The sequence below is a fragment of the Rhodopseudomonas palustris genome (assembly GCF_034479375.1).
GTDB lineage: Bacteria > Pseudomonadota > Alphaproteobacteria > Rhizobiales > Xanthobacteraceae > Rhodopseudomonas > Rhodopseudomonas palustris_M.
In genome coordinates, this window is the sequence record NZ_CP140155.1 from 3715594 (window position 1) to 3734583 (window position 18990).

Consider the following 18990-nt stretch of genomic DNA (forward strand, 5'->3'; position numbering starts at 1 on the left):
CTGCCCCGGCTAGGTCTGCAATTCGGCGAGCGAAACACTGAATTCCGCCTCGACGCCCGCCGGATGATAATGAAGCTGCGCGCCGCCGGTGCCCGCCAGCCCCATCTTCAGCAGTCGCGAGCCGAAACCCTGGCGCGACGGCGGAGCGACGGCAGGGCCGCCGGATTCACGCCACCGCAGCCGAAGCTCGGCTTCGCCGTCCGCGTCTTCGATCGTCCAGGCAATCTGCACGCGCCCGCTGTCGTTGGCCAGCGCGCCGTATTTCGCGGCGTTGGTGGTCAGCTCGTGCAGCAGCAGCGCAAGCGAAAGCGCCGACCGCGATCCCAGCGGGACGCTGCCCCCCGAGACGTCGAACCGGCCGACATCGTCGAAGATGCGGATCGCCGTCTCGACGATGCTGCGCACCGGGGCGGAGCGCCAGTCCTGCTGCAGCAACACGTCGTGGGCCATGCTGAGCGCGAGCAGCCGGTCGGAAAACGCCTTGACGGGCGCCTTGTCGGGGACGTTCTTCAACGTCTGCGACGCGATCGCCTGCACCAGCGCCATGGTGTTCTTCATGCGATGGCTGAGTTCGTCGTTCAGCAGGCGCTGCTGCGCCTCGGCGCGCAGCCGGGCGACGGCGGTCTCGATCCGGTCGGCGATGTTGCCGAGATAGGCCAGCACTTCCGGCGCCCAGGCCCGCGGCTGCCTGGCGTGGACGATCAGCATCGCCACGGTGCGGCCGTGTTCGATCACCGGCATGTTGACCAGCGACCGGATGTCGAGCGCGAGCAGCGGCTCGATATGCCCCGCGGTGGCGGGATCGGTGGTGACGTCGGTGATCACCAGCGGCTGCCCGCTCAGCACGCCGGCCAGCAGATTGTCGCCATAGTCGGCGAGCCGGTGCCGTCCGGCCGCGGACACCACGCCCTCCGCGGTCCAGTCCGGTTCGATTTCGACGACCTCGTCGCCTTCGTCGAACCGGCCGAACGCGGCGCGCGCGACCTGAAGCGTTTCGCCGGCGACCTTGGCGGCGGCGCGCGTCACCTCGCCGATCGTGGTGGCGTCGCGCAGCCGGTCGCCGATCTCGAGCAGGCCGTTGCGGCGGATCTCCGCGGCCTTCTGCTCGGCGAGCAGCGCATCGCGTTGCGCGACGGCGAGGCGTAATTCGAGCTGCGCCACGACCTGGCGCGCGAGGGTCCGCAGGGCAATCGCTTGCGCGTCGGTGAGGCCGCCCGGCCGGATCCTGGTATCGATCGCGCACAGGCTGCCCAGCACGTGGCCCCCCGCCGTGCGCAGCGGCGCGCCCGCGTAGAACCGGATGAACGGATCGCCCGTGACCAGCGGATTGTTCCGGGTGCGCGCGTCGCGCGTCAGATCGGGAACCACGAGAAGATCGGGTTCGATCAGCGCGTGGGCGCATACCGAACTGTTCAGGTCGGTCTGGCAGGCGTCGAACCCGATCCGCGCCTTGAACCACTGACGATCCTCGGACACCAGGCTGACCAGGGCCACGGGCGTTTCGCAGATCAGCGCCGCCAGTTCGACGATGTCGTCGAAGCCGCGCTCGGGGGGCGTGTCGAGAATGGCGAACCGGGAAAGAGCCGTCAGCCTGTCGCGATCGAAGGTGTAGTGCGGCGGTTCCAACGGAACTCCAAAGTTCAGCGGCGTCTGACCCGATCTCTCGAGCCCACAAGGCCGATACGCGGGGGTCGCGAACCGAAGCAATTTGACAGCATCCTGTCCATATGGCAGTATGCTGTCATGAAAGACGAGCCCCAGGCACCGTTCGACCATCCCGCCAATGCGCTGGTGCTGGAAGTGTTCCGGCTCAACGGCGCCTTGATCCGGTTCGGCGACGCGCTGGTGAAGCCGCTCGGCCTCAGCAGCGCGCGCTGGCAGGTGCTGGGATCGATCGCGCACGGCGGCGGCACGTTTCCGGTCGCCCGGCTCGCCGACAATATGGGCCTCGCCCGCCAGTCGGTGCAGCGCATCGTCGACGAACTGGCCGAAGCCGGCCTGGTCGACTTCGCCCCCAACCCGGCGCACAAGCGCGCCCGGCTGGTGGTGATGACGCCGCGCGGCCAGCGCGTGTTCGCGCGCGCCACCGAATTGTGGCGGCCGGTCGCCGACGCGATGGCGTCGGGGCTCGCCGCCCGCGAACTGCGCAAGACCACCGACAACCTCGCGGCCCTGCGGGGCCGGCTCGAGCTTCACACCGAGAACGGGAGTTCAGAATGATCAGGACGCTTCACCCGGTCGCCGGGATCATCGCCTTTCTCACCATCCTCTGCTTCTGGCTGTCGACCGTCGCCGTCGAACTCGGCGGCGATCCGGAAGGGATCGCGGCCGTCAAGCGCGCGATCCTGTGGGGCCTGCTGCTGCTGGTGCCGTCGATCGCGCTCGCCGGCGCCAGCGGCTTCAGGCTCGGCGGCCGGTCGCAGCACCCCGACGTCGCGAGCAAACGCAGACGCATGCCGATCATCGCCATCAACGGCATCGCCGTGCTGGTGCCCTGCGCGTTCTTTCTGCAGCAGCGCGCCGACGCCGGGCTGTTCGATCAGAGCTTCGCCGTGGTGCAGGCGATCGAACTCGTGGCGGGAGCGGTCAACCTGACCTTGCTCGGCCTCAACATCCGCGACGGGTTCAGGCTGACCCACCGCTTCGCCCCGGCGAAAGCCTGACGCGACGACTACCTGCCGCGCAAGCGGACCTCGCCGTCGCTCGCCTGCGCGGCGGCCTCGCCGTCGAGCGCGAGCCGCAGCATCCGCGCCAGTTCGGCGCGGCGATAGGGCTTCTCCAGCATCAGAACCCCGTCCTCGGGGCCGCCCGGCTGCCTCGGCGTGCCGGCCTTGTAGCCGGACGTGAGCAGCACCTTGAGATGGGGTCTGTGCTTGCGCAGCGTCTCGGCGAGCTGCCGGCCGTCGATGCCGCCCGACAGCCTCACATCGGTGAACAGCAGATCGAATTCGAGTTCGTCGTACACCAGCGCCATCGCCTGCGCGGCGGTCGCGGCGGCATGCGCGGTGTAGCCGAGCGCCGCCAGATCGGTCATCACATAGCTGCGCACCAAGAGGTCGTCCTCGACCACCAGAATGGTCTCGCGGCCGCCTTGCGCCCGCCGCGGCGCGTCGGCATCGCCGACATCGTCCTGCGCCGCGGCGCAGGGCAGATACAGCCGGACCGTGGTGCCGACGCCCTGATCGCTGCATATCTCGATGTGGCCGTCGGACTGCTTGACGAAGCCGTACACCATGCTGAGACCGAGCCCGGTGCCTTCGCCGACCGCCTTCGTCGTGAAGAACGGTTCGAACACCCGGTCGCGGATCGCCGCCGGAATGCCGATCCCGGTGTCGGTCACCGAAAGCACCACGTAGCGCCCGGCGGCGACCTCGTCGTGCTGATCGGCGTAGACCTGGTCGAGATCGGCATTGGCGGCGGCGAGCCGCAACCTGCCGCCGCGCGGCATCGCATCGCGGGCGTTGATCGCCAGATTGATCAGGGCGCTGGAGAGCTGCGACGGATCGGCCAGCGCCCGGCGGAGGTCGGGCTCGGGATCGAACGCGACCTCGATGTCGCCGCCGAGAGTCGCGCGCAGCAGCCGCGCGGTTTCCTGCATCAGCGCGTTGACGTCGATGCTGCGCGGCTGCAGCGGCTGCTTGCGGGCGAACGACAGCAGCCCGTGGGTGAGGTCGCTGGCGCGGGTCACCGCCTGATCGACCATCAAGGCCACGTCCTTGAGCGTCGGGTGGTCGCTGACGCCGTCGGCGAGGATTTCGACGCCGCCGGTCAGCACGGTGAGGATGTTGTTGAGATCGTGCGCGACGCCGCCGGTGAGCTGGCCGATCACCTGCATCTTCTGCGCCTGGCGCAGTTGCCGCTCGGCCTCCTTCAGCGCCGTGATGTCGCGATACACGATCACCGCGCCGCCGAAGCTGCCGTCGGGATTGTCAATCGGGCGGGAGCTGGCGACGAGCTGGATCAGCGGCTGGTCGTCGGCGTGGCGGATCCCGAGATCGACATTGTCGAAGCTCTCGCCGCGACGCGCCCGCGAAGAGGGGCTTTCATCGTCGGGCATCGGGGTCACGCCGTCGGCCTTGAACCGCTTGTATTTGCGCTTCCACTTCTCCGAACCGATCTCGGCCGCCTCGCCGAACAGCGCGATGCAGGGCGGGTTGGCGAACACCCGTTGTCCGTCGGCATCGATCACGGCCAGCGCGTCGGCCATGCTGGCGATGATCTTGTCGAGCTGTTCGGATTTGGCGCGCAATGCCGCGGTGGTGGCGTCGATTTCGGCGGTCATGTGCGCGAACGCGGCGGCCAGCGTCCTGGTCTCCCCGCTCAGCCCCTCGGGCACCGCGATGCGTCCGGTCCTGGTGAAATCGTCGACCGCGGCGGTGATCTGCGCCACCGGCCTGGCGAGCGAACGCGACAGCAGCGCCGACAGCAGTACCGCCACCAGCGCGGCGACCAGCGCGACCGTGATGCTGGTATTCTCCAGCGCCGTCGCCGGCGCGATGATCTTGCTGAAATTCTCGGTCTCGATCACGCCGACGCCCAGGCCGCCGACCAGCTTCGCGGTCACGATCGCCGCAGCAACCCGACGGCCATCGGGCGCCGTCAGCACCGTGGCGGTGCCGGGCTTGTCGCCCAGCGCCTTCGCCAGATCGGGGTAGTCATCCTGCCAGCGGCCGGTCTGCCCCGACGGCCTGACCCGGCCCTCGAGCAGATCGAGCAGATAGCGCCCGCCGGCATCGACGAAATACACTGTCGTACTGTTGTCGAGCGCGGCGCGGATCCGCTCGAAGGTCGGACGCAGATCGAAATCGAGCACGAGGATGCCGAACGGTTCGCCCGCCGGCGTCCGCAGCAGGGTCGAGATCGAAATCATCGGCACCGGCAGCGCGTCGCCGCCCTGGCTCGGCCCCGCCCGGATCGGCGAGACGTGGACGTCCTGGCCGGGCGGCAGCGCGATCGTCCGCTCGAACGCTTCGTGATCGCCGATGCGATCCAGCTCCGCGGCGGGCACGACGCGGATGGCGCCGGCCGGCCCGGCGCGGTCGACCCGCAGCAATTCGCGGCCACCATCGGCGATGCCGACCAGGCTGAATTGGGCGATACTGGACTTCACCCGCATCTGGCCCGCATAGGCTTCGCCGAGATGGAGAAGCCAATACGCGGTGGTCAGATTGTCCTGCGGATCGACGCCGCCATTGCGGACGGCGCGGATGACGCCCTGATGCGCCGGCAAGGTCCGCGCGGCCAGAATCTCGCTGTGCAGCACGCGCAGGATCGAATCGAACGCGCCCAGCCGCGCCTTCGCCTGACCGGCGAGACGCGCCAGCTCGGCCGGCACGACGGCGCGACCGATATTGTAGTAGGCCAGAACGCCGACTGCGGCCACTGCACACAGGACCAGCGCCGTCATCGCCAACGTCAGACGCACCGACAAACGCACGCGTCACTTCTCCTGCCGTTCGAACGGCGCCCGGCACCGGCACGCTATACGAGGGGCGCACCGCGCGCCACCGACTCGAACCGCTGCCACCGATGTTCTGATGTCGGCCTGCGGCGGCGCCTCGCGCATCCGCCGCGCTTCGCCATTACTCCGGAATCTGACCGAATCCGTCGCCGACCGGCATCGGCTTCAGGCGGATCAGGCGGGAATCATCGACCGCCGCCTGACGATGCTTGACCGCCTCGCGATAGACCGGGTCGCGGATCATCTCGACGAACGCCGCCACGCTCGGATATTCGGCGATGAAGACGTGGTCCCAGTGCTCCTGCTGCGGACCGATCAGCATCAGTTCGAACCCGCCCTGCCAGACCACCTTGCCGCCGAGCCGCGAAAATACCGGAAGCGAGTCCCGGCCATAGGCCGCATAGGCCTCCGCTCCGGTCGCGGCGTGGCCGTCCGGATAGGTCGCGCGCGGCTTCAGTCGCACCAGATTGAGCATGTGGATCGGGCCTTCGCGATCGTTCTCGCGAAACTGCGCGAACACCTCCTTGGTCGGGTCGACATGGCCGGTCATTCATTCCCCCCGTTGCTTTGTCCCGTATCGGCTGTGCTACTATCATGCGGCCGACGCTGTTGTCTGCATCCGGAGGGTTGTCGTGAACGCCGTCGCCGCTACGCTGGTCGCGCTGGTCGCGGCGCTGCACGTCTATTTTCTGGTGCTGGAGATGTTTCTCTGGACCCGGCCGCTCGGACTGAAGACCTTCCGCAACACGCCCGAGAAGGCGGCCGCCTCCGCGGTGCTCGCCGCCAATCAGGGCCTCTACAACGGCTTTCTCGCCGCCGGCCTGATCTGGAGCCTGCTGCATCCCGATCCCGCCGTCGCGCTGCAGCTCCAGACGTTCTTCCTCGGCTGCGTGATCGTCGCCGGCCTGTACGGCGCCTGGAGCGTCAGCCGGCGCATCCTCTATGTGCAGGCCGCACCGGCGGCGCTGGCGCTGATCCTGGCCTGGCTGGCCCAGGCTTAGTTGCACCGCACGCGCGAGGCCCGCCCCGATTCGCAAGCCACGGCGCCATTGCCAGAGTTGCGGTGCTGATCCACACTCCCTGCTAACGGCGGCTTCACAGAAGACCGCCGGTCACGAGCCACAGGGAGTCGACGACCGATGAAGAGCCTGTTTCAGGCCGCCACGGCGGCTGTTGCTGCGATTGTGCTCACTGCCGCCCCGGCTGCGGCCCAGAAGAAATACGATACCGGCGCCACCGATACCGAGATCAAGATCGGCCAGACCGTGCCGTTCTCCGGTCCGGCCTCGGCCTATGCGGGCATCGGCAAGACCCAGGCCGCCTATATGCGGATGATCAACGACCAGGGCGGCATCAACGGCCGCAAGGTCAACCTGATCCAGTACGACGACGCCTATTCGCCGCCGAAGGCGGTCGAGCAGGTCCGCAAGCTGGTCGAGAGCGACGAGGTGCTGCTGACCTTCCAGATCATCGGCACGCCGTCCAACGCCGCGGTGCAGAAATATCTCAACGCCAAGAAGGTGCCGCAACTGCTCGCGGCCACCGGCGCGACGCGGTTCACCGATCCCAAGAACTTCCCCTGGACGATGGGCTACAACCCGAATTACCAGACCGAGGGGCGGATCTACGCGCGCTACATCCTGAAGAACCACCCCGACGCCAAGATCGGCGTGCTGTTCCAGAACGACGATCTCGGCCGCGACTACGTCATCGGGCTCAGGGCCGGCCTCGGCGACAAGGCCGACAAGATGATCGTGGCGGAGACGTCCTACGAACTCACCGACCCGACCGTCGACTCGCAGATCGTCAAGCTGAAATCCGCCGGCGCCACGCTGCTGTACGACGCCTCGACGCCGCGCTTCGCCGCGCAGGCGATCAAGAAAGTCGCCGATCTCGGCTGGAACCCGGTGCACATCCTCGACATCAACGCCAGCCCGGTGTCGGCGACGCTGAAGCCCGCCGGCCTCGACATCTCCAAGGGCATCATCAGCGTCAATTACGGTAAAGACCCCGCCGACCCGCAATGGGCCGACGACCCGGGCGTCAAGAAGTACTTCGCCTTCATGGACAAGTACTATCCCGAGGGCGACAAGATGAACACGGTCAACTCCTACGGCTATTCCACCGCGGAGCTGCTGGTCCAGATCCTGAAGCAGTGCGGCGACAACCTCACCCGCGACAACATCATGAAGCAGGCCGCCAACCTGAAGAACGTCACGCTCGACCTGTCGCTGCCGGGCATGTCGATCAACACCTCGCCGACCGACTTCCGCGTCAACAAGCAGTTGCGGATGATGAAGTTCAACGGCGAGCGCTGGGAACTGTTCGGCCCGATCCTCGAGGACGACGCCGCGATGTGAGGCGGCGCGACGCGAACCTCGCCCCGGGCGCGATGCGGATCGCCGCCCGGGGCGACGCGCGGGAAACCACCGGATACCGATCGAACCGGCGCGTAGAACTACGCACAACTAACCGGTAACTCAGTCGGCAATATTGATCGTTGGTTGAAACCGGCCGGGCAACGCTGCGGTCAAAACGTGACAGACAGGATTGCTCGAATCGTCGTCGAATGACTTCGCAACAGACACGCTGATGCGGACGACTTCGGGAGCGCCGCTTGTGCGGCGAGATCACGATGAGAGCAGAATCCAATCGCTATTTCACCGTCGAACAGCTCGAAGAACTGGCGGTCGCCAAGTACATCGAAGCGGCGCTGACGCCGGAAGGCGACGAGCGCGAGGAACTGCTGCAGGAAGCCAAGCGCTTCGCCAGCCGCGCCAAGATGAAGAGCTGGCTGATGGGCGAGATCGGCATCGCCCCGCCCCGGCGCGATTACCACTGAGGCCCGCAACGGCGGCGCGATCGCGAACTCGTTCCCGCGCTGAGCTCATTCGCCGGGAGCGACGCTGACCTCGCGCTGCAGCCGGTCCATCGCGATCATCACGGCGGCGCCGGCGAATTCCCGGCTGGCCTGGCCGGGATCGACCGAGGCGACCTTCCAGTTGGCGCCGTTGCTGTCCTCGTCGGGCGGGCACGGGCGAATCCGGATCGCCTCGACCTTGTCGCAATGCCGCTGCTGGCGGACGTCGCGCAGCAGCAGGGTTTCGATCTCATCGGCGGTCTTCAGCACCCGGGTCATCAATGGCTCTCGTCGTTGCTCGCTGGCGGACGATCTATCGCAGGCCGCCGGCAAGGCCGATTGAGATGCCTCAAGGCCGACCTTCGCGGGTTTCCGCCGCAATCGCCGGAACCCTGGAACCCGACCTTAACCATGGCTTTACCGGGCCTTAAACCCGCTTCGTTACGGTCCCGCATCGGTCGGCGTGGGCGTTGCGAATGGCGGTGGGCAAGAACAAAGCCGGCGAACGGCGGGAGCCGAAATTCGGCTTGGCCGAATCGCTGTCCGGCCTGCGCCTCAGCCCGCAGGATCGGGTCAGCGTGGCCGACGACGACCGTCCGAAGAAGCCCAAAACTCAGGCCAAACCGCAGGCCGCCAAAACCGGCGGCGGCGGACGCAAGGCCCGCGGCAAATCGCGCCGCAAGGGCGGATTGCGCCGGCTCGTCACCCGCACCGTGTACTGGACCGCGGTCGCCGGCATCTGGGCGGTGCTGGGGGTGGTCGGACTGATGGTGTGGGTCGGCGCGCATCTGCCGCCGATCCAGTCGCTGGAGATTCCGAAGCGGCCGCCGACCATCACCATCGTCGGCGCCGACGGCAGCCAGCTCGCGGTGCGCGGCGAGATGGCCGGCACCAATGTGGCGCTGAAGGAATTGCCGCCTTATCTGCCGAAGGCGTTCATCGCCATCGAGGACCGTCGCTTCTATCAGCATTTCGGCGTCGACCCGATGGGCATCGCGCGCGCCGCGGTCGCCAACGTGCTGCATCGCGGCGTGTCGCAGGGCGGCTCGACGCTGACCCAGCAGCTCGCCAAGAACCTGTTCCTGACCCAGGACCGCACCCTGATGCGCAAGCTGCAGGAGGTCGAACTGGCGCTGTGGCTGGAGCGCAAGCACTCCAAGACCGAGATTCTCGAGCTCTATCTCAACCGGGTGTATTTCGGCTCCGGCGCCTACGGCATCGAGGCGGCGTCGCAGAAATATTTCGGCAAATCGGCCAGGGCGGTGACGCTGGTCGAGGCGGCGATGCTCGCGGGCCTCGTCAAATCGCCGTCGCGGCTGGCGCCGAACCGCAACCCGGAGGGCGCCGAGAAGCGCGCCCGGCTGGTGCTCGCCGCGATGGCCGACGCCGATTTCATCACCGACAAGCAGGCGCAGGCGGCGATCGCCAATCCGGTCTACACCGTCAAGCCGACCGGCGCCGGCACCATCAACTACGTCGCCGACTGGATCGGCGAGGTGCTCGACGATCTGGTCGGGCAGATCGACCAGTCGATCGTGGTCGAAACCTCGATCGATCCGAAACTGCAGGCCGAAGCCGAAGCCGCGATCATCGACGAGCTCGCCGCCAAGAGCGTGAAATTCAAGGTCTCGCAGGGCGCGCTGGTGGCGATGACGCCGGACGGCGCGGTGCGGGCGATGATCGGCGGCCGCAACTACGCCGACAGCCAGTTCAACCGCGCCGTCACCGCCAAGCGGCAGCCGGGCTCGGCGTTCAAGCCGTTCGTGTATCTCACCGCGATCGAGGCCGGGCTGACGCCGGAGACGATCCGGCAGGACGCGCCGGTCGACGTCAAGGGCTGGCGGCCGGAGAACTACACCCACGAATATTTCGGCGCGGTGACGCTGACCCAGGCGCTGTCGATGTCGCTGAACACCGTCGCGGTGCGGCTCGGGCTCGAGGTCGGGCCGAAGAACGTGGTGCGAACCGCGCACCGGCTCGGCATCGCCTCCAAGCTCGAGGCCAACGCCTCGATCGCGCTCGGCACCTCGGAAGTGTCGGTGCTGGAACTGGTCGGCGCCTACGCGCCGTTCGCCAATGGCGGGCTGGCGGCGTCGCCGCATGTCGTCGACCGGATCCGCACCGCGAGCGGCAACAAGCTGCTCTATGCGCGACCGAACGATCCGCCGAACCGCGTCGTCGATCCGCGCGCGGTGGCGATGATGAACACCATGATGCGGGAGACGCTGCAATCCGGCACCGCCAAGAAGGCCGACCTGCCGGGCTGGACTGCCGCCGGCAAGACCGGCACCAGCCAGGATTTCCGCGACGCCTGGTTCATCGGCTACACCGGGGCGCTGGTCACCGGCGTCTGGCTCGGCAATGACGATAATTCGCCGACCCGGAAGGCGACCGGCGGCGGCCTGCCGGTCGACGTCTGGACCCGCTTCATGCGCGAGGCGCTGAAAGGCACCGCGCCGCAGCCGCTGCCCGGCGGCGGCTGGAGCGGCGGCCCGCTGGTCGCAGGCAGCTCCGCGGCCGGCGGCACCATCGCGCAGGCCGGACCGCGCGGCGAGACCCAGATCGTCAACGTCCCGGCCGCCGGCGCCGCCCGCCCGCAACCCGCCCGCGCCAATGTCCGCCCCGAAGCCGACAGCGGCCTCGACGGCTGGCTGATGGACCGGCTGTTCGGGCGATAGCCTCCGCTCACGATCAAGAGCCGTGCCCGCGTCGCCCCCACCCTCACCCTGATATCGAGGATTGCGGCGGCGCTCTCTTCACCCTCCCCTGGAGGGGGAGGGTCGGCACGCAGCCCGCGGAGCGGGATGCGTGACGGGGTGGGGTGAGAAGCGGGCACGGCGGACGAACTCTTCGCCACCCCACCCCGCTCGCTGGCGCGAGCGACCCTCCCCCTCCAGGGGAGGGTTGATCCTCGCGGCGACCGCCCGACTCAGCGCCGCGTCGCCTGCCAGACGCCGCGGCAGCGGTCGCCCTGGATCAGGCCGCTCCAGATCCCGGTGCCGGAATTGCCCGACAGCCGGCCGCGGCCCCTGGCGACCGAGGCGCCGACCGAGATCTTGACCGCGACATTGCCGCCGCCGGTGATCCCGCCCGTGACCTTGCCGCCGCCGGCCGAGGAGACCCGGCGGCCCTGCACGGCGAACGGCGCGTTGTAGGTCGGGCTGCAATTGCCGGCCCTGGTGGCGAACACCACGTTCCAGACGCCGTCGAAATGGCCGACGGCGCGCCGTTTCGCCGCCTCGGCGTCGCCGGCGGCCGCGACCAGCCCCAGCCCCAGAGCGGCGGCGGCGACGAAGCCGGTCCGGGCGAGGCCGCCGAACCGTCCGGAAGGTGAGCTGACAGAGCACGTCATGGGAGTCTCCGACAATGAAGCGGCGACCGGCGGGGATGCGAACGGTCGGCCTCGGCGCATATGCTGCGAAGTATCGACTGAAAATGTGTCTACGGAGTATGCGACGAGGCTGGGCGCCGAAAGGTTCGTCATTCGGCCGGGGCCGGGCCGGGCCGGCGGCGGGCCCGCGCTGCGCGGCGTTATCCGTTGCCAATCCGGCCGCGCTCTGCCATAAGCGCAACCTTCGTCGCCCGGCTGATCAAGGGCTGCCGTGGCGATGAGCCTGCCGGTTTTTCCCGCAAGGGAACAAACCGAGCAACTTCAACGCTCTAACGAGCATTTTGAGCCTGCGCAGCGCCTCACCGGCGCGTTTTGCGCGTGGCATAGGAGAGCCAAATGCCCAAGCTGAAGACCAAATCGGGCGCCAAAAAGCGCTTCAAAGTCACCGCCACCGGTAAGGTGATGTCCGCCCAGCGCGGCAAGCGCCACGGCATGATCAAGCGCACCAAGAAGCAGATCCGTCAGCTTCGCGGCACCCGCGTGATCTTCAAGACCGACGGCGACAACATCAAGAAGTATTTCTTGCCGAACGCCTGACCGTTCACGCCGCGCCTTTGCGCGGCAGCCTCATCGGGCCGCGTCCGCGCGGCCAAGCAAACCAATTTCAGATGAAGGAGATCAGTCATGGCTCGCGTCAAACGCGGTGTGACGGCTCACGCCAAGCATAAGAAAGTCTACAAGGCCGCCAAGGGTTTCCGCGGCCGCCGCAAGAACACCATCCGGGCCGCCAAGGCCGCGGTCGACAAGGCCGGCCAATACGCCTTCCGCGATCGCAAGCGCAAGAAGCGCACGTTCCGCGCGCTGTGGATCCAGCGCATCAACGCCGCGGTGCGCCCGCTCGGCATGACCTACAGCGTGTTCATCAACGGCCTCGCCAAATCGGGCGTGATCGTCGACCGCAAGGTGCTGTCGGACCTCGCGATCACCGAACCGGCGGCGTTCCAGGCGATCGCCGAGAAGGCCAAGGCCGCGCTCGCGGCCTGAGGCTGCAAGGCTGCATGAGTAGCCTGAGGTTGATACAAGGTTGACCGTCATCGCCGGGCTTGACCCGGCGATCCATCATTTCGAGAAGCGATGGATGCCCGGGTCAAGCCCGGGCATGACTTCTTGAGGGGAACGGCGGCTCATGTCCAATCTCGAAAACCTACAAACCCAGATCCTCGCCGATATCGCCGCCGCCTCCGACGAGGCCGCGCTCGAAGCGGTGCGCGTCGGCGCGCTCGGCAAGAAGGGCTCGATCTCGGCGCTGCTCGCCACGCTCGGCAAGATGGACCCCGAGCAGCGCAAGACCGAGGGCGCGGCGATCAACCTCGCCAAGGAGGCCGTCACGCAAGCGCTGACCGCGCGTCGCGACGTGCTCAAGGCCGCGGCGCTCGACGCGAGACTCGCGTCCGAGACGATCGACGTCACCCTGCCGCTGCGCGAGCCGCTCGCCGAGGCCGGCCGGATCCATCCGCTCAGCCAGGTCTGGGACGAACTCACCGCGATCTTCGCCGACATGGGCTTTGCGATCGCCGAAGGTCCGGACATCGAGACCGACGACTACAATTTCACCAAGCTGAACTTCCCCGAGGGCCATCCGGCCCGCGAGATGCACGACACCTTCTACTTCAATCCGAAGGAAGACGGCTCGCGCCTGCTGCTGCGGACTCACACCTCGCCGGTGCAGGTCCGCACCATGCTGAGCCAGAAGCCGCCTATCCGTGTGATCTGTCCCGGCCGCACCTATCGCAGCGATTCTGACCAGACCCACACGCCGATGTTCCATCAGGTCGAGGGTCTCGTCATCGACAAGGGCAGCCATCTCGGCCACCTGAAGTGGATCCTGCACGAATTCTGCAAGGCGTTCTTCGAGGTCGACAACGTCAACATGCGGTTCCGGCCGTCGTTCTTCCCGTTCACCGAGCCGTCGCTGGAAGTCGACATCCAGTGCCGCCGCGGCAAGGACGAAATCCGCTTCGGCGAAGGCGAGGACTGGCTGGAGATTCTCGGCTGCGGCATGGTGCACCCCAACGTGCTGACCGCCTGCGGCCTCGATCCCGACGTGTATCAGGGCTTCGCCTGGGGCATGGGCATCGACCGCATCGCGATGCTGAAATACGGCATGAGCGATCTGCGGCAATTGTTCGAGGCGGATTCGCGCTGGCTCAATCACTACGGCTTCAAGCCGCTGGACATCCCGACGCTGGCGGGCGGATTGAGTTCGTGAGCAGTTTCGCTGTCGCCGTGCGTGTCGCGCTGGACGAGAAGGCTGCGACAAGCGTCGCCCTCACCCCAGCCCTCTCCCGCAAGCGGGAGAGGGGGCAGGCCGCGGCTGCGGGAGCTCATCGGCTGAACGCGGGCGTTGTTAGTTGAAGATGATTTGTCATTGAGATGATTGAAAGCCTCGCATCCCGGCACGACGCGCTCCCTCTCCCGCTTGCGGGAGAGGGTCGGGTGAGGGCGACACGGGCACGGAGCTGGCGATGAACGATCCGAAGCAGCCGACCTGGAAGGTCTCTCCCAGCCTGCGCCGCAATGCGCGCGAGCCGCGGAAGGCATCCACCGACGCCGAGCGGCTGATGTGGGCGGCGCTGCGCGACAAGCAGCTCAATGGATTCTCGTTTCGCCGCCAGGTGCCGATCGGGCCGTTCATCGCCGACTTCGCCTGCCACTCGGTGAAGCTGGTGGTCGAGATCGACGGCGGCCAGCATTTTTCCGACGACGGCGAACGCACCGATGCGTCGCGGACGGCGGCGATCGAGGCGCGCGGCTTCCGGATTGTTCGCTTCAGCAATGCCGACGTGATGAGCAATCGGGCCGGGGTGCTGCAGAGCATTGCGGATGTGCTTGCCGCAAGTGCCCCCACCCCAACCCTCTCCCGCAAGCGGGAGAGGGAGCGCGCTGCGCGCGAGGCCAAGCAGCGGCCTGAACAGACCAATTCAAAGCAGCGTCCTGCAACGGACGATGCGGACTAACAGCATGACACGCAGCCCCTCCATCCGGCACGACGCGCCCCCTCTCCCGCTTGCGGGAGAGGGTTGGGGTGAGGGCGACGCGCGGCCGAGCCTCGCCATTCAGCACGATACACGCACAGCGCCAGACGGAAGTCACACCCGATGAAACTCACCCTCTCCTGGCTGAAAGACCATCTCGACACCGACGAGCCCCTCGACGCGCTCGCCGACAAGCTCACCATGATCGGGCTCGAGGTCGAGGGCATCGAGGACAAGGCCAAGGCGCTGGCGCCGTTCACCATCGCCTTGGTGCTGACCGCCGAGAAGCATCCCAACGCCGACAAGCTGCAGGTCTGCAGCGTCGACACCGGCGCGGGCGCGCCGGTGCAGGTGGTGTGCGGCGCGCCGAATGCACGCGCCGGGCTCGTCACCGTGTTCGCGCCGCCCGGCACCTACATCCCGGCGAAGAACATCACGCTGGGCATCGGCAACATCCGCGGCGTCGAGAGCCGCGGCATGCTGTGCTCGGCCGCCGAGCTGGAGCTCTCCGAGGATCATGACGGCATCATCGAGCTGCCGGCGGACGCGCCGGTCGGCCAGGGCTTTGCAGAATGGGCCGGGCTCGGCGATCCGGTGCTCGACATCAATCTGACGCCGAACCGGCAGGACTGCGCCGGCATTTCCGGCATCGCGCGCGATCTCGCCGCCGCCGGCATGGGCAAGTTCAAGAACCCGTCGATCAAGCCGATCAAGGGCGAATTCCCCTGCCCAGTGAAGGTCAGCGTCGAAGACGCCAAGCTCTGCCCCGGCTTCGCGCTGCGGCTGGTGCGCGGCGTCAAGAACGGGCCGTCGCCGGACTGGCTGCAGCAGCGGCTCACCGCGATCGGCCTGCGCCCGATCAACGCGCTGGTCGACATCACCAACTTCCTGACCTTCGACCGCTCGCGCCCGCTGCACGTGTTCGACGCCGCGAAGGTCGAGGGCGATCTGGTCGTGCGCCGCGCGAACGACGGCGAGACGCTGCTGGCGCTCGACGGCCGCAGCTACACGCTCGACAGCAACGTCTGCGTCATCGCCGACGCGCACGGCGTCGAATCGCTCGCCGGCATCATGGGCGGCGAGGCCTCCGGCTGCTCGGACGACACCACCGACGTGCTGATCGAATCCGCGCTGTGGAACGAGATCAATATCGCGCAGTCCGGCCGCAGACTCGGCATCAACACCGACGCGCGCTATCGCTTCGAGCGCGGCGTCGATCCCGCCTTCATGATGCCGGGGCTCGACCTCGCGACGCATCTGGTGATGCAGTTCTGCGGCGGCACGCCGTCGGAAGCCGTCGTGGTCGGCAATGCGTTCGGCGAGGACCGCATCATCGACTTCCCGCTGAGTGAAGTGAAGCGGCTCGCCGGCATCGAAGTGCCGTTCACCGAAGTCCGCCGCATCCTGACGCATCTCGGTTTCATGGTGGCGGGTTCGGGCGCCGTGGTGAAGGTCGCGGTGCCGTCGTGGCGCAGCGACGTCCACGGCAAGGCCGACATCGTCGAGGAGATCGTCCGCATCGTCGGCGTCGACAAGGTGCCGATGACGCCGTTCGAACGCGGCGACGCCCCGCGCAAGCCGGTGCTGACCCAGATCCAGACCCGCACCCGCCGCGCCAAGCGCGCACTCGCCGCACGCGGCCTGACCGAGGCGGTGACCTGGTCGTTCATCTCAAAACCCAGCGCCGAAGCCTTCGGCGGCGGCCAGCCGGAGCTGGCGCTGGCCAATCCGATCGCGTCGGATCTGTCCGACATGCGGCCGAGCCTGCTGCCGGGCCTGATCGCCGCCGCGCAGGCCAACGCCGATCGCGGCACGCCGGATCTGGCGCTGTTCGAGGTCGGGCAGATCTTCAAGGGCGACCGGCCGCAGGATCAATTCATCGCGGCGAGCGGCGTGCGCCGCGGCGTCGCCTCGTCGCAGGGCCTCGGCCGGCACTGGTCGGGCTCGGCGCCGGCCACCGCGCTCGACGCCAAGGCCGATGCCTTCGCGGTGCTGGCCGCCGCCGGCGCGCCGATGGCGGGGCTGCAGATCGCAACCAACAAGCTGCCTGCCTGGCTGCATCCCGGCCGCTCCGGCGCGATCCAGATCGGGCCGCAGAACGTGCTGGGTTACTTCGGCGAGCTGCATCCGCGCGTGCTCGAACAGCTCCACGCCGACGGCCCGCTGGTCGCATTCGAAGTGATCCTCGACCGGATCCCCGACGCCAAGCAGCGCCCGACCCGCGCCAAGCCGGCGCTGGAATTGTCGGCGTTCCAGCCGGTGTCGCGCGACTTCGCCTTCATCGTCGACCGCAAGGTCGCGGCCGCCGACCTGGTCCGCGCCGCCCAGGGCATCGACAAGAAGCTGATTACTTCGGTCGGGGTGTTCGACGTCTATGAGGGCAAGGGCATCGACCCGGACAAGAAGTCGATCGCGATCGCGGTGACGCTGCAGCCGCGCGACAAGACCATGACCGACCAGGAAATCGACGCCGTCGGAGAGAAGATCGTCGCCGAAGTCACCAAGAAGACCGGCGGCGTGCTGCGCGGGTAGTTCGTCGCGGGCGGGTCGCGCTTACGGTCTCAGTGCACGGAGCTGCTTTGCGCGTCTCTACCGGCTGCCCGGCCAGCGCTCAGGCGCGCCGGTGGCTTCGCGGCTGCGGCGCTTCTTCGGCTTGCGCTGCGGCTTCTCCGCCGCGGCCGCGGGCTTCGCCGGGCCGATCCGCTTCAGCGCGGCGTCGGCGGCGGCCTCGCCGGATTCCCACGCGCCCAGCACGGTGCCCCACATCACCTCGCTGGTGGCCTCGCCGGCGATGAACAGATTGCCGAGCGGCTCGGCCAGCACCTTGCGCGACGGCGCGCCGCCGGGCGACGCCGCCGACATCGCGCCCTGCACGTAAGGCGCGGCGTTCCACCGCGTCGCCGCCTTGCGCTCGACGGCGGCGGCGATATCGCTGCCGAACAGCTTGCCCAGCCACTCGACCGCGAAGGCCTGCATCGCCGCCTCGCCCTGCGCCGACAATTCGCGGCCGAAGCTGCCGGCGACATCGACCGTGCACAGCGACGAGCCGTTGACGTTGGCGGACAGCACCGCGGTGCGGGCGCTGTTACTTTGCTCGATCATCATCTCGTCGCGCGACAGGCCGAGCGGATTGCCTTTGAACTGCAGCGCGATCCGGTCGTAGCTGCCGAGCCCGAGCCTGGATGCGGCGTCGAGCTGGCGCTTCGGCAGGTCCGGCGAAAACGCGATCGCGCCCGAACTCAGCACATTGGTCGAGGCGGTGAGAATGATCGCGCGCGCCGCGATCTTGCCTGACGCCGTCTCCACGCCGATATCGCGGCCGCTCCAGACGATGCGCGTCACCGGCGTCGACAGCGTCACCGGCAGCGCCGCCGCGAGCCTGGTCAGCAGCACGCCCAATCCCTGACGCACGCCGATGATGGCGATGCGGTCCTGGGCGCGAAAACCGTCGACCGCCGACAGGTCCCTGACGTCCTTGCCGGTGGCGACCGGGCCGATCACGAATTCGGTGGTCGCGGTCCAGTCGCCGAGATCCTTCGGCAGCGCCGCCGCGCAGGAGACGTCGACCCGGCCGCGCGACGCCTCGCCGATGGCGCGGCTGGCGCGCACCAGCGTGGCGAGGAAATCCTCGGTCTCGCGGGCCCGGGCGTTGCGGCGGCCGATCCGGATCTTCTGGCCCGGCGGCGCCGCCGCGATGTCGAGGCCTTCGCCGCGCGCCAGCCGGACCAGCGGATTGCTGTCCGGATTGTGCAGGAACCGCGCGCCGCGATCGAACGGCGCCTCGAAGCTGGTGGTGTCGGTGAGGCAGCGGCCGCCGATCTGCGCCGCGGCCTCGACCACGATCACCTTGCGGCCGGCCGCCGCGATCCGCCGCGCCGCCGCGATCCCGGCCGCGCCGGCGCCGACCACGACGATATCGACCTCGCGCGGCAGCGCCGCGGACGCGCGCGCCCCGAACATCGGCGCGACGGCGAGGCCGGCGGTGGCTCCGAGAAAGCGGCGTCGGGAGATTGTCATGTCATGGTTTCCGAAAATATCCGCGCCGGGCCGCGACAAGGGCCGAACAACCCGGCATTGTCCCGCGCCGGGGCGCCATCGTCAGTCTAACCCAAACGCCGTCGAAAACCTCGGACTCCGCCCGATTTTCGCGCGGCGCCCGGTTGCGTCGCGACGCCGCAGAATGCCCATCTTCGGCTCGCAACCTGCCTCAATCGCTGCACTGCGGCAACGGTCATGGTCAACGTCCGGTGTCCGGGCGGCTGAACCGATGAACTAAATTGCAACGGCTCTCCCCAATGATGAG

General features: G+C 68.1%; 17 protein-coding genes. 11 read left to right on the forward strand and 6 right to left on the reverse strand.

Translation table 11 applies throughout. The features are described 5' to 3' along the window. Nucleotides 1–9: 9 nt before the first annotated feature. Nucleotides 10–1626, reverse strand: a complete 1617-nt coding sequence (locus SR870_RS16770; RefSeq protein WP_322514676.1) for a sensor histidine kinase — start codon at nt 1624–1626, stop codon at nt 10–12. A gap of 117 nt (nt 1627–1743) precedes the next feature. Between SR870_RS16770 and SR870_RS16775 the strand changes: the two genes are divergently transcribed. Together SR870_RS16775 and SR870_RS16780 are read left to right on the forward strand one after the other, a co-directional pair. Further along, the gene (locus SR870_RS16775; RefSeq protein WP_322514677.1) at nt 1744–2220 is read left to right on the forward strand and encodes a MarR family winged helix-turn-helix transcriptional regulator; all 477 of its coding nucleotides are present in this window, start codon (nt 1744–1746) and stop codon (nt 2218–2220) included. Further along, a complete protein-coding gene (locus SR870_RS16780; RefSeq protein WP_322514678.1) occupies nt 2217–2663 on the forward strand; it encodes a hypothetical protein in 447 nt (148 codons plus the stop codon). Before SR870_RS16775 ends, SR870_RS16780 begins: the two co-directional genes overlap by 4 nt. Nucleotides 2664–2671: 8 nt before the next feature. Here SR870_RS16780 and SR870_RS16785 read toward each other — a convergent pair whose 3' ends face one another. Then, complete coding sequence (locus SR870_RS16785) at nt 2672–5437, reverse strand: ATP-binding protein (protein WP_322514679.1); 2766 nt, start codon at nt 5435–5437, stop codon at nt 2672–2674. Between the two features lie 145 nt (nt 5438–5582). Beyond that, nucleotides 5583–6011 carry a DUF1330 domain-containing protein gene (locus SR870_RS16790; RefSeq protein ID WP_322514680.1) on the reverse strand — a complete coding sequence of 143 codons (429 nt, stop codon included), beginning with the start codon at nt 6009–6011 and terminating at the stop codon, nt 5583–5585. Between the two features lie 82 nt (nt 6012–6093). Between SR870_RS16790 and SR870_RS16795 the strand changes: the two genes are divergently transcribed. The 3 genes from SR870_RS16795 to SR870_RS16805 all read left to right on the forward strand — a co-directional run bounded on the left by SR870_RS16795 (nt 6094) and on the right by SR870_RS16805 (nt 8303). Then, the gene (locus SR870_RS16795) at nt 6094–6462 is read left to right on the forward strand and encodes a DUF1304 domain-containing protein (RefSeq protein ID WP_322514681.1); all 369 of its coding nucleotides are present in this window, start codon (nt 6094–6096) and stop codon (nt 6460–6462) included. 138 nt (nt 6463–6600) lie between these two features. Next, nucleotides 6601–7821: an ABC transporter substrate-binding protein gene (locus tag SR870_RS16800; RefSeq protein WP_322514682.1), complete on the forward strand. Its 1221-nt coding sequence runs from the start codon at nt 6601–6603 to the stop codon at nt 7819–7821. 275 nt (nt 7822–8096) lie between these two features. Then, nucleotides 8097–8303, forward strand: a complete 207-nt coding sequence (locus SR870_RS16805; protein WP_322514683.1) for a hypothetical protein — start codon at nt 8097–8099, stop codon at nt 8301–8303. 45 nt (nt 8304–8348) lie between these two features. Here the strand turns inward: SR870_RS16805 and SR870_RS16810 are convergent, their stop codons facing one another. Beyond that, nucleotides 8349–8600, reverse strand: a complete 252-nt coding sequence (locus tag SR870_RS16810) for a hypothetical protein (protein ID WP_322514684.1) — start codon at nt 8598–8600, stop codon at nt 8349–8351. A 197-nt stretch (nt 8601–8797) separates the two neighbouring features. Here SR870_RS16810 and SR870_RS16815 point away from each other — a divergent pair, with 197 nt between their 5' ends. Beyond that, complete coding sequence (locus tag SR870_RS16815; protein WP_322514685.1) at nt 8798–10999, forward strand: transglycosylase domain-containing protein; 2202 nt, start codon at nt 8798–8800, stop codon at nt 10997–10999. 251 nt (nt 11000–11250) lie between these two features. Here SR870_RS16815 and SR870_RS16820 read toward each other — a convergent pair whose 3' ends face one another. Beyond that, the gene (locus SR870_RS16820) at nt 11251–11673 is read right to left on the reverse strand and encodes a hypothetical protein (protein WP_322514686.1); all 423 of its coding nucleotides are present in this window, start codon (nt 11671–11673) and stop codon (nt 11251–11253) included. Nucleotides 11674–12048: 375 nt separating this feature from the next. Between SR870_RS16820 and rpmI the strand changes: the two genes are divergently transcribed. From rpmI to pheT, 5 genes are all read left to right on the forward strand, one after another. Further along, on the forward strand, nt 12049–12249 hold the full coding sequence (gene rpmI, locus SR870_RS16825; protein ID WP_011438945.1) for a 50S ribosomal protein L35: 201 nt from the start codon (nt 12049–12051) through the stop codon (nt 12247–12249). A gap of 87 nt (nt 12250–12336) precedes the next feature. After that, complete coding sequence (gene rplT, locus SR870_RS16830; protein WP_322514687.1) at nt 12337–12696, forward strand: 50S ribosomal protein L20; 360 nt, start codon at nt 12337–12339, stop codon at nt 12694–12696. A 142-nt stretch (nt 12697–12838) separates the two neighbouring features. Then, a complete protein-coding gene (gene pheS, locus SR870_RS16835; protein WP_322514688.1) occupies nt 12839–13921 on the forward strand; it encodes a phenylalanine--tRNA ligase subunit alpha in 1083 nt (360 codons plus the stop codon). 256 nt (nt 13922–14177) lie between these two features. After that, nucleotides 14178–14669, forward strand: coding sequence for an endonuclease domain-containing protein (locus tag SR870_RS16840; RefSeq protein WP_322514689.1), 492 nt, complete (start codon nt 14178–14180; stop codon nt 14667–14669). Between the two features lie 141 nt (nt 14670–14810). Next, the gene (pheT, locus tag SR870_RS16845) at nt 14811–17219 is read left to right on the forward strand and encodes a phenylalanine--tRNA ligase subunit beta (RefSeq protein WP_322514690.1); all 2409 of its coding nucleotides are present in this window, start codon (nt 14811–14813) and stop codon (nt 17217–17219) included. Nucleotides 17220–17276: 57 nt separating this feature from the next. On the opposite strand, the gene SR870_RS16850 is transcribed toward pheT, so the two are convergent. Further along, nucleotides 17277–18704, reverse strand: a complete 1428-nt coding sequence (locus SR870_RS16850) for an NAD(P)/FAD-dependent oxidoreductase (RefSeq protein ID WP_322514691.1) — start codon at nt 18702–18704, stop codon at nt 17277–17279. Nucleotides 18705–18990 lie beyond the last annotated feature (286 nt).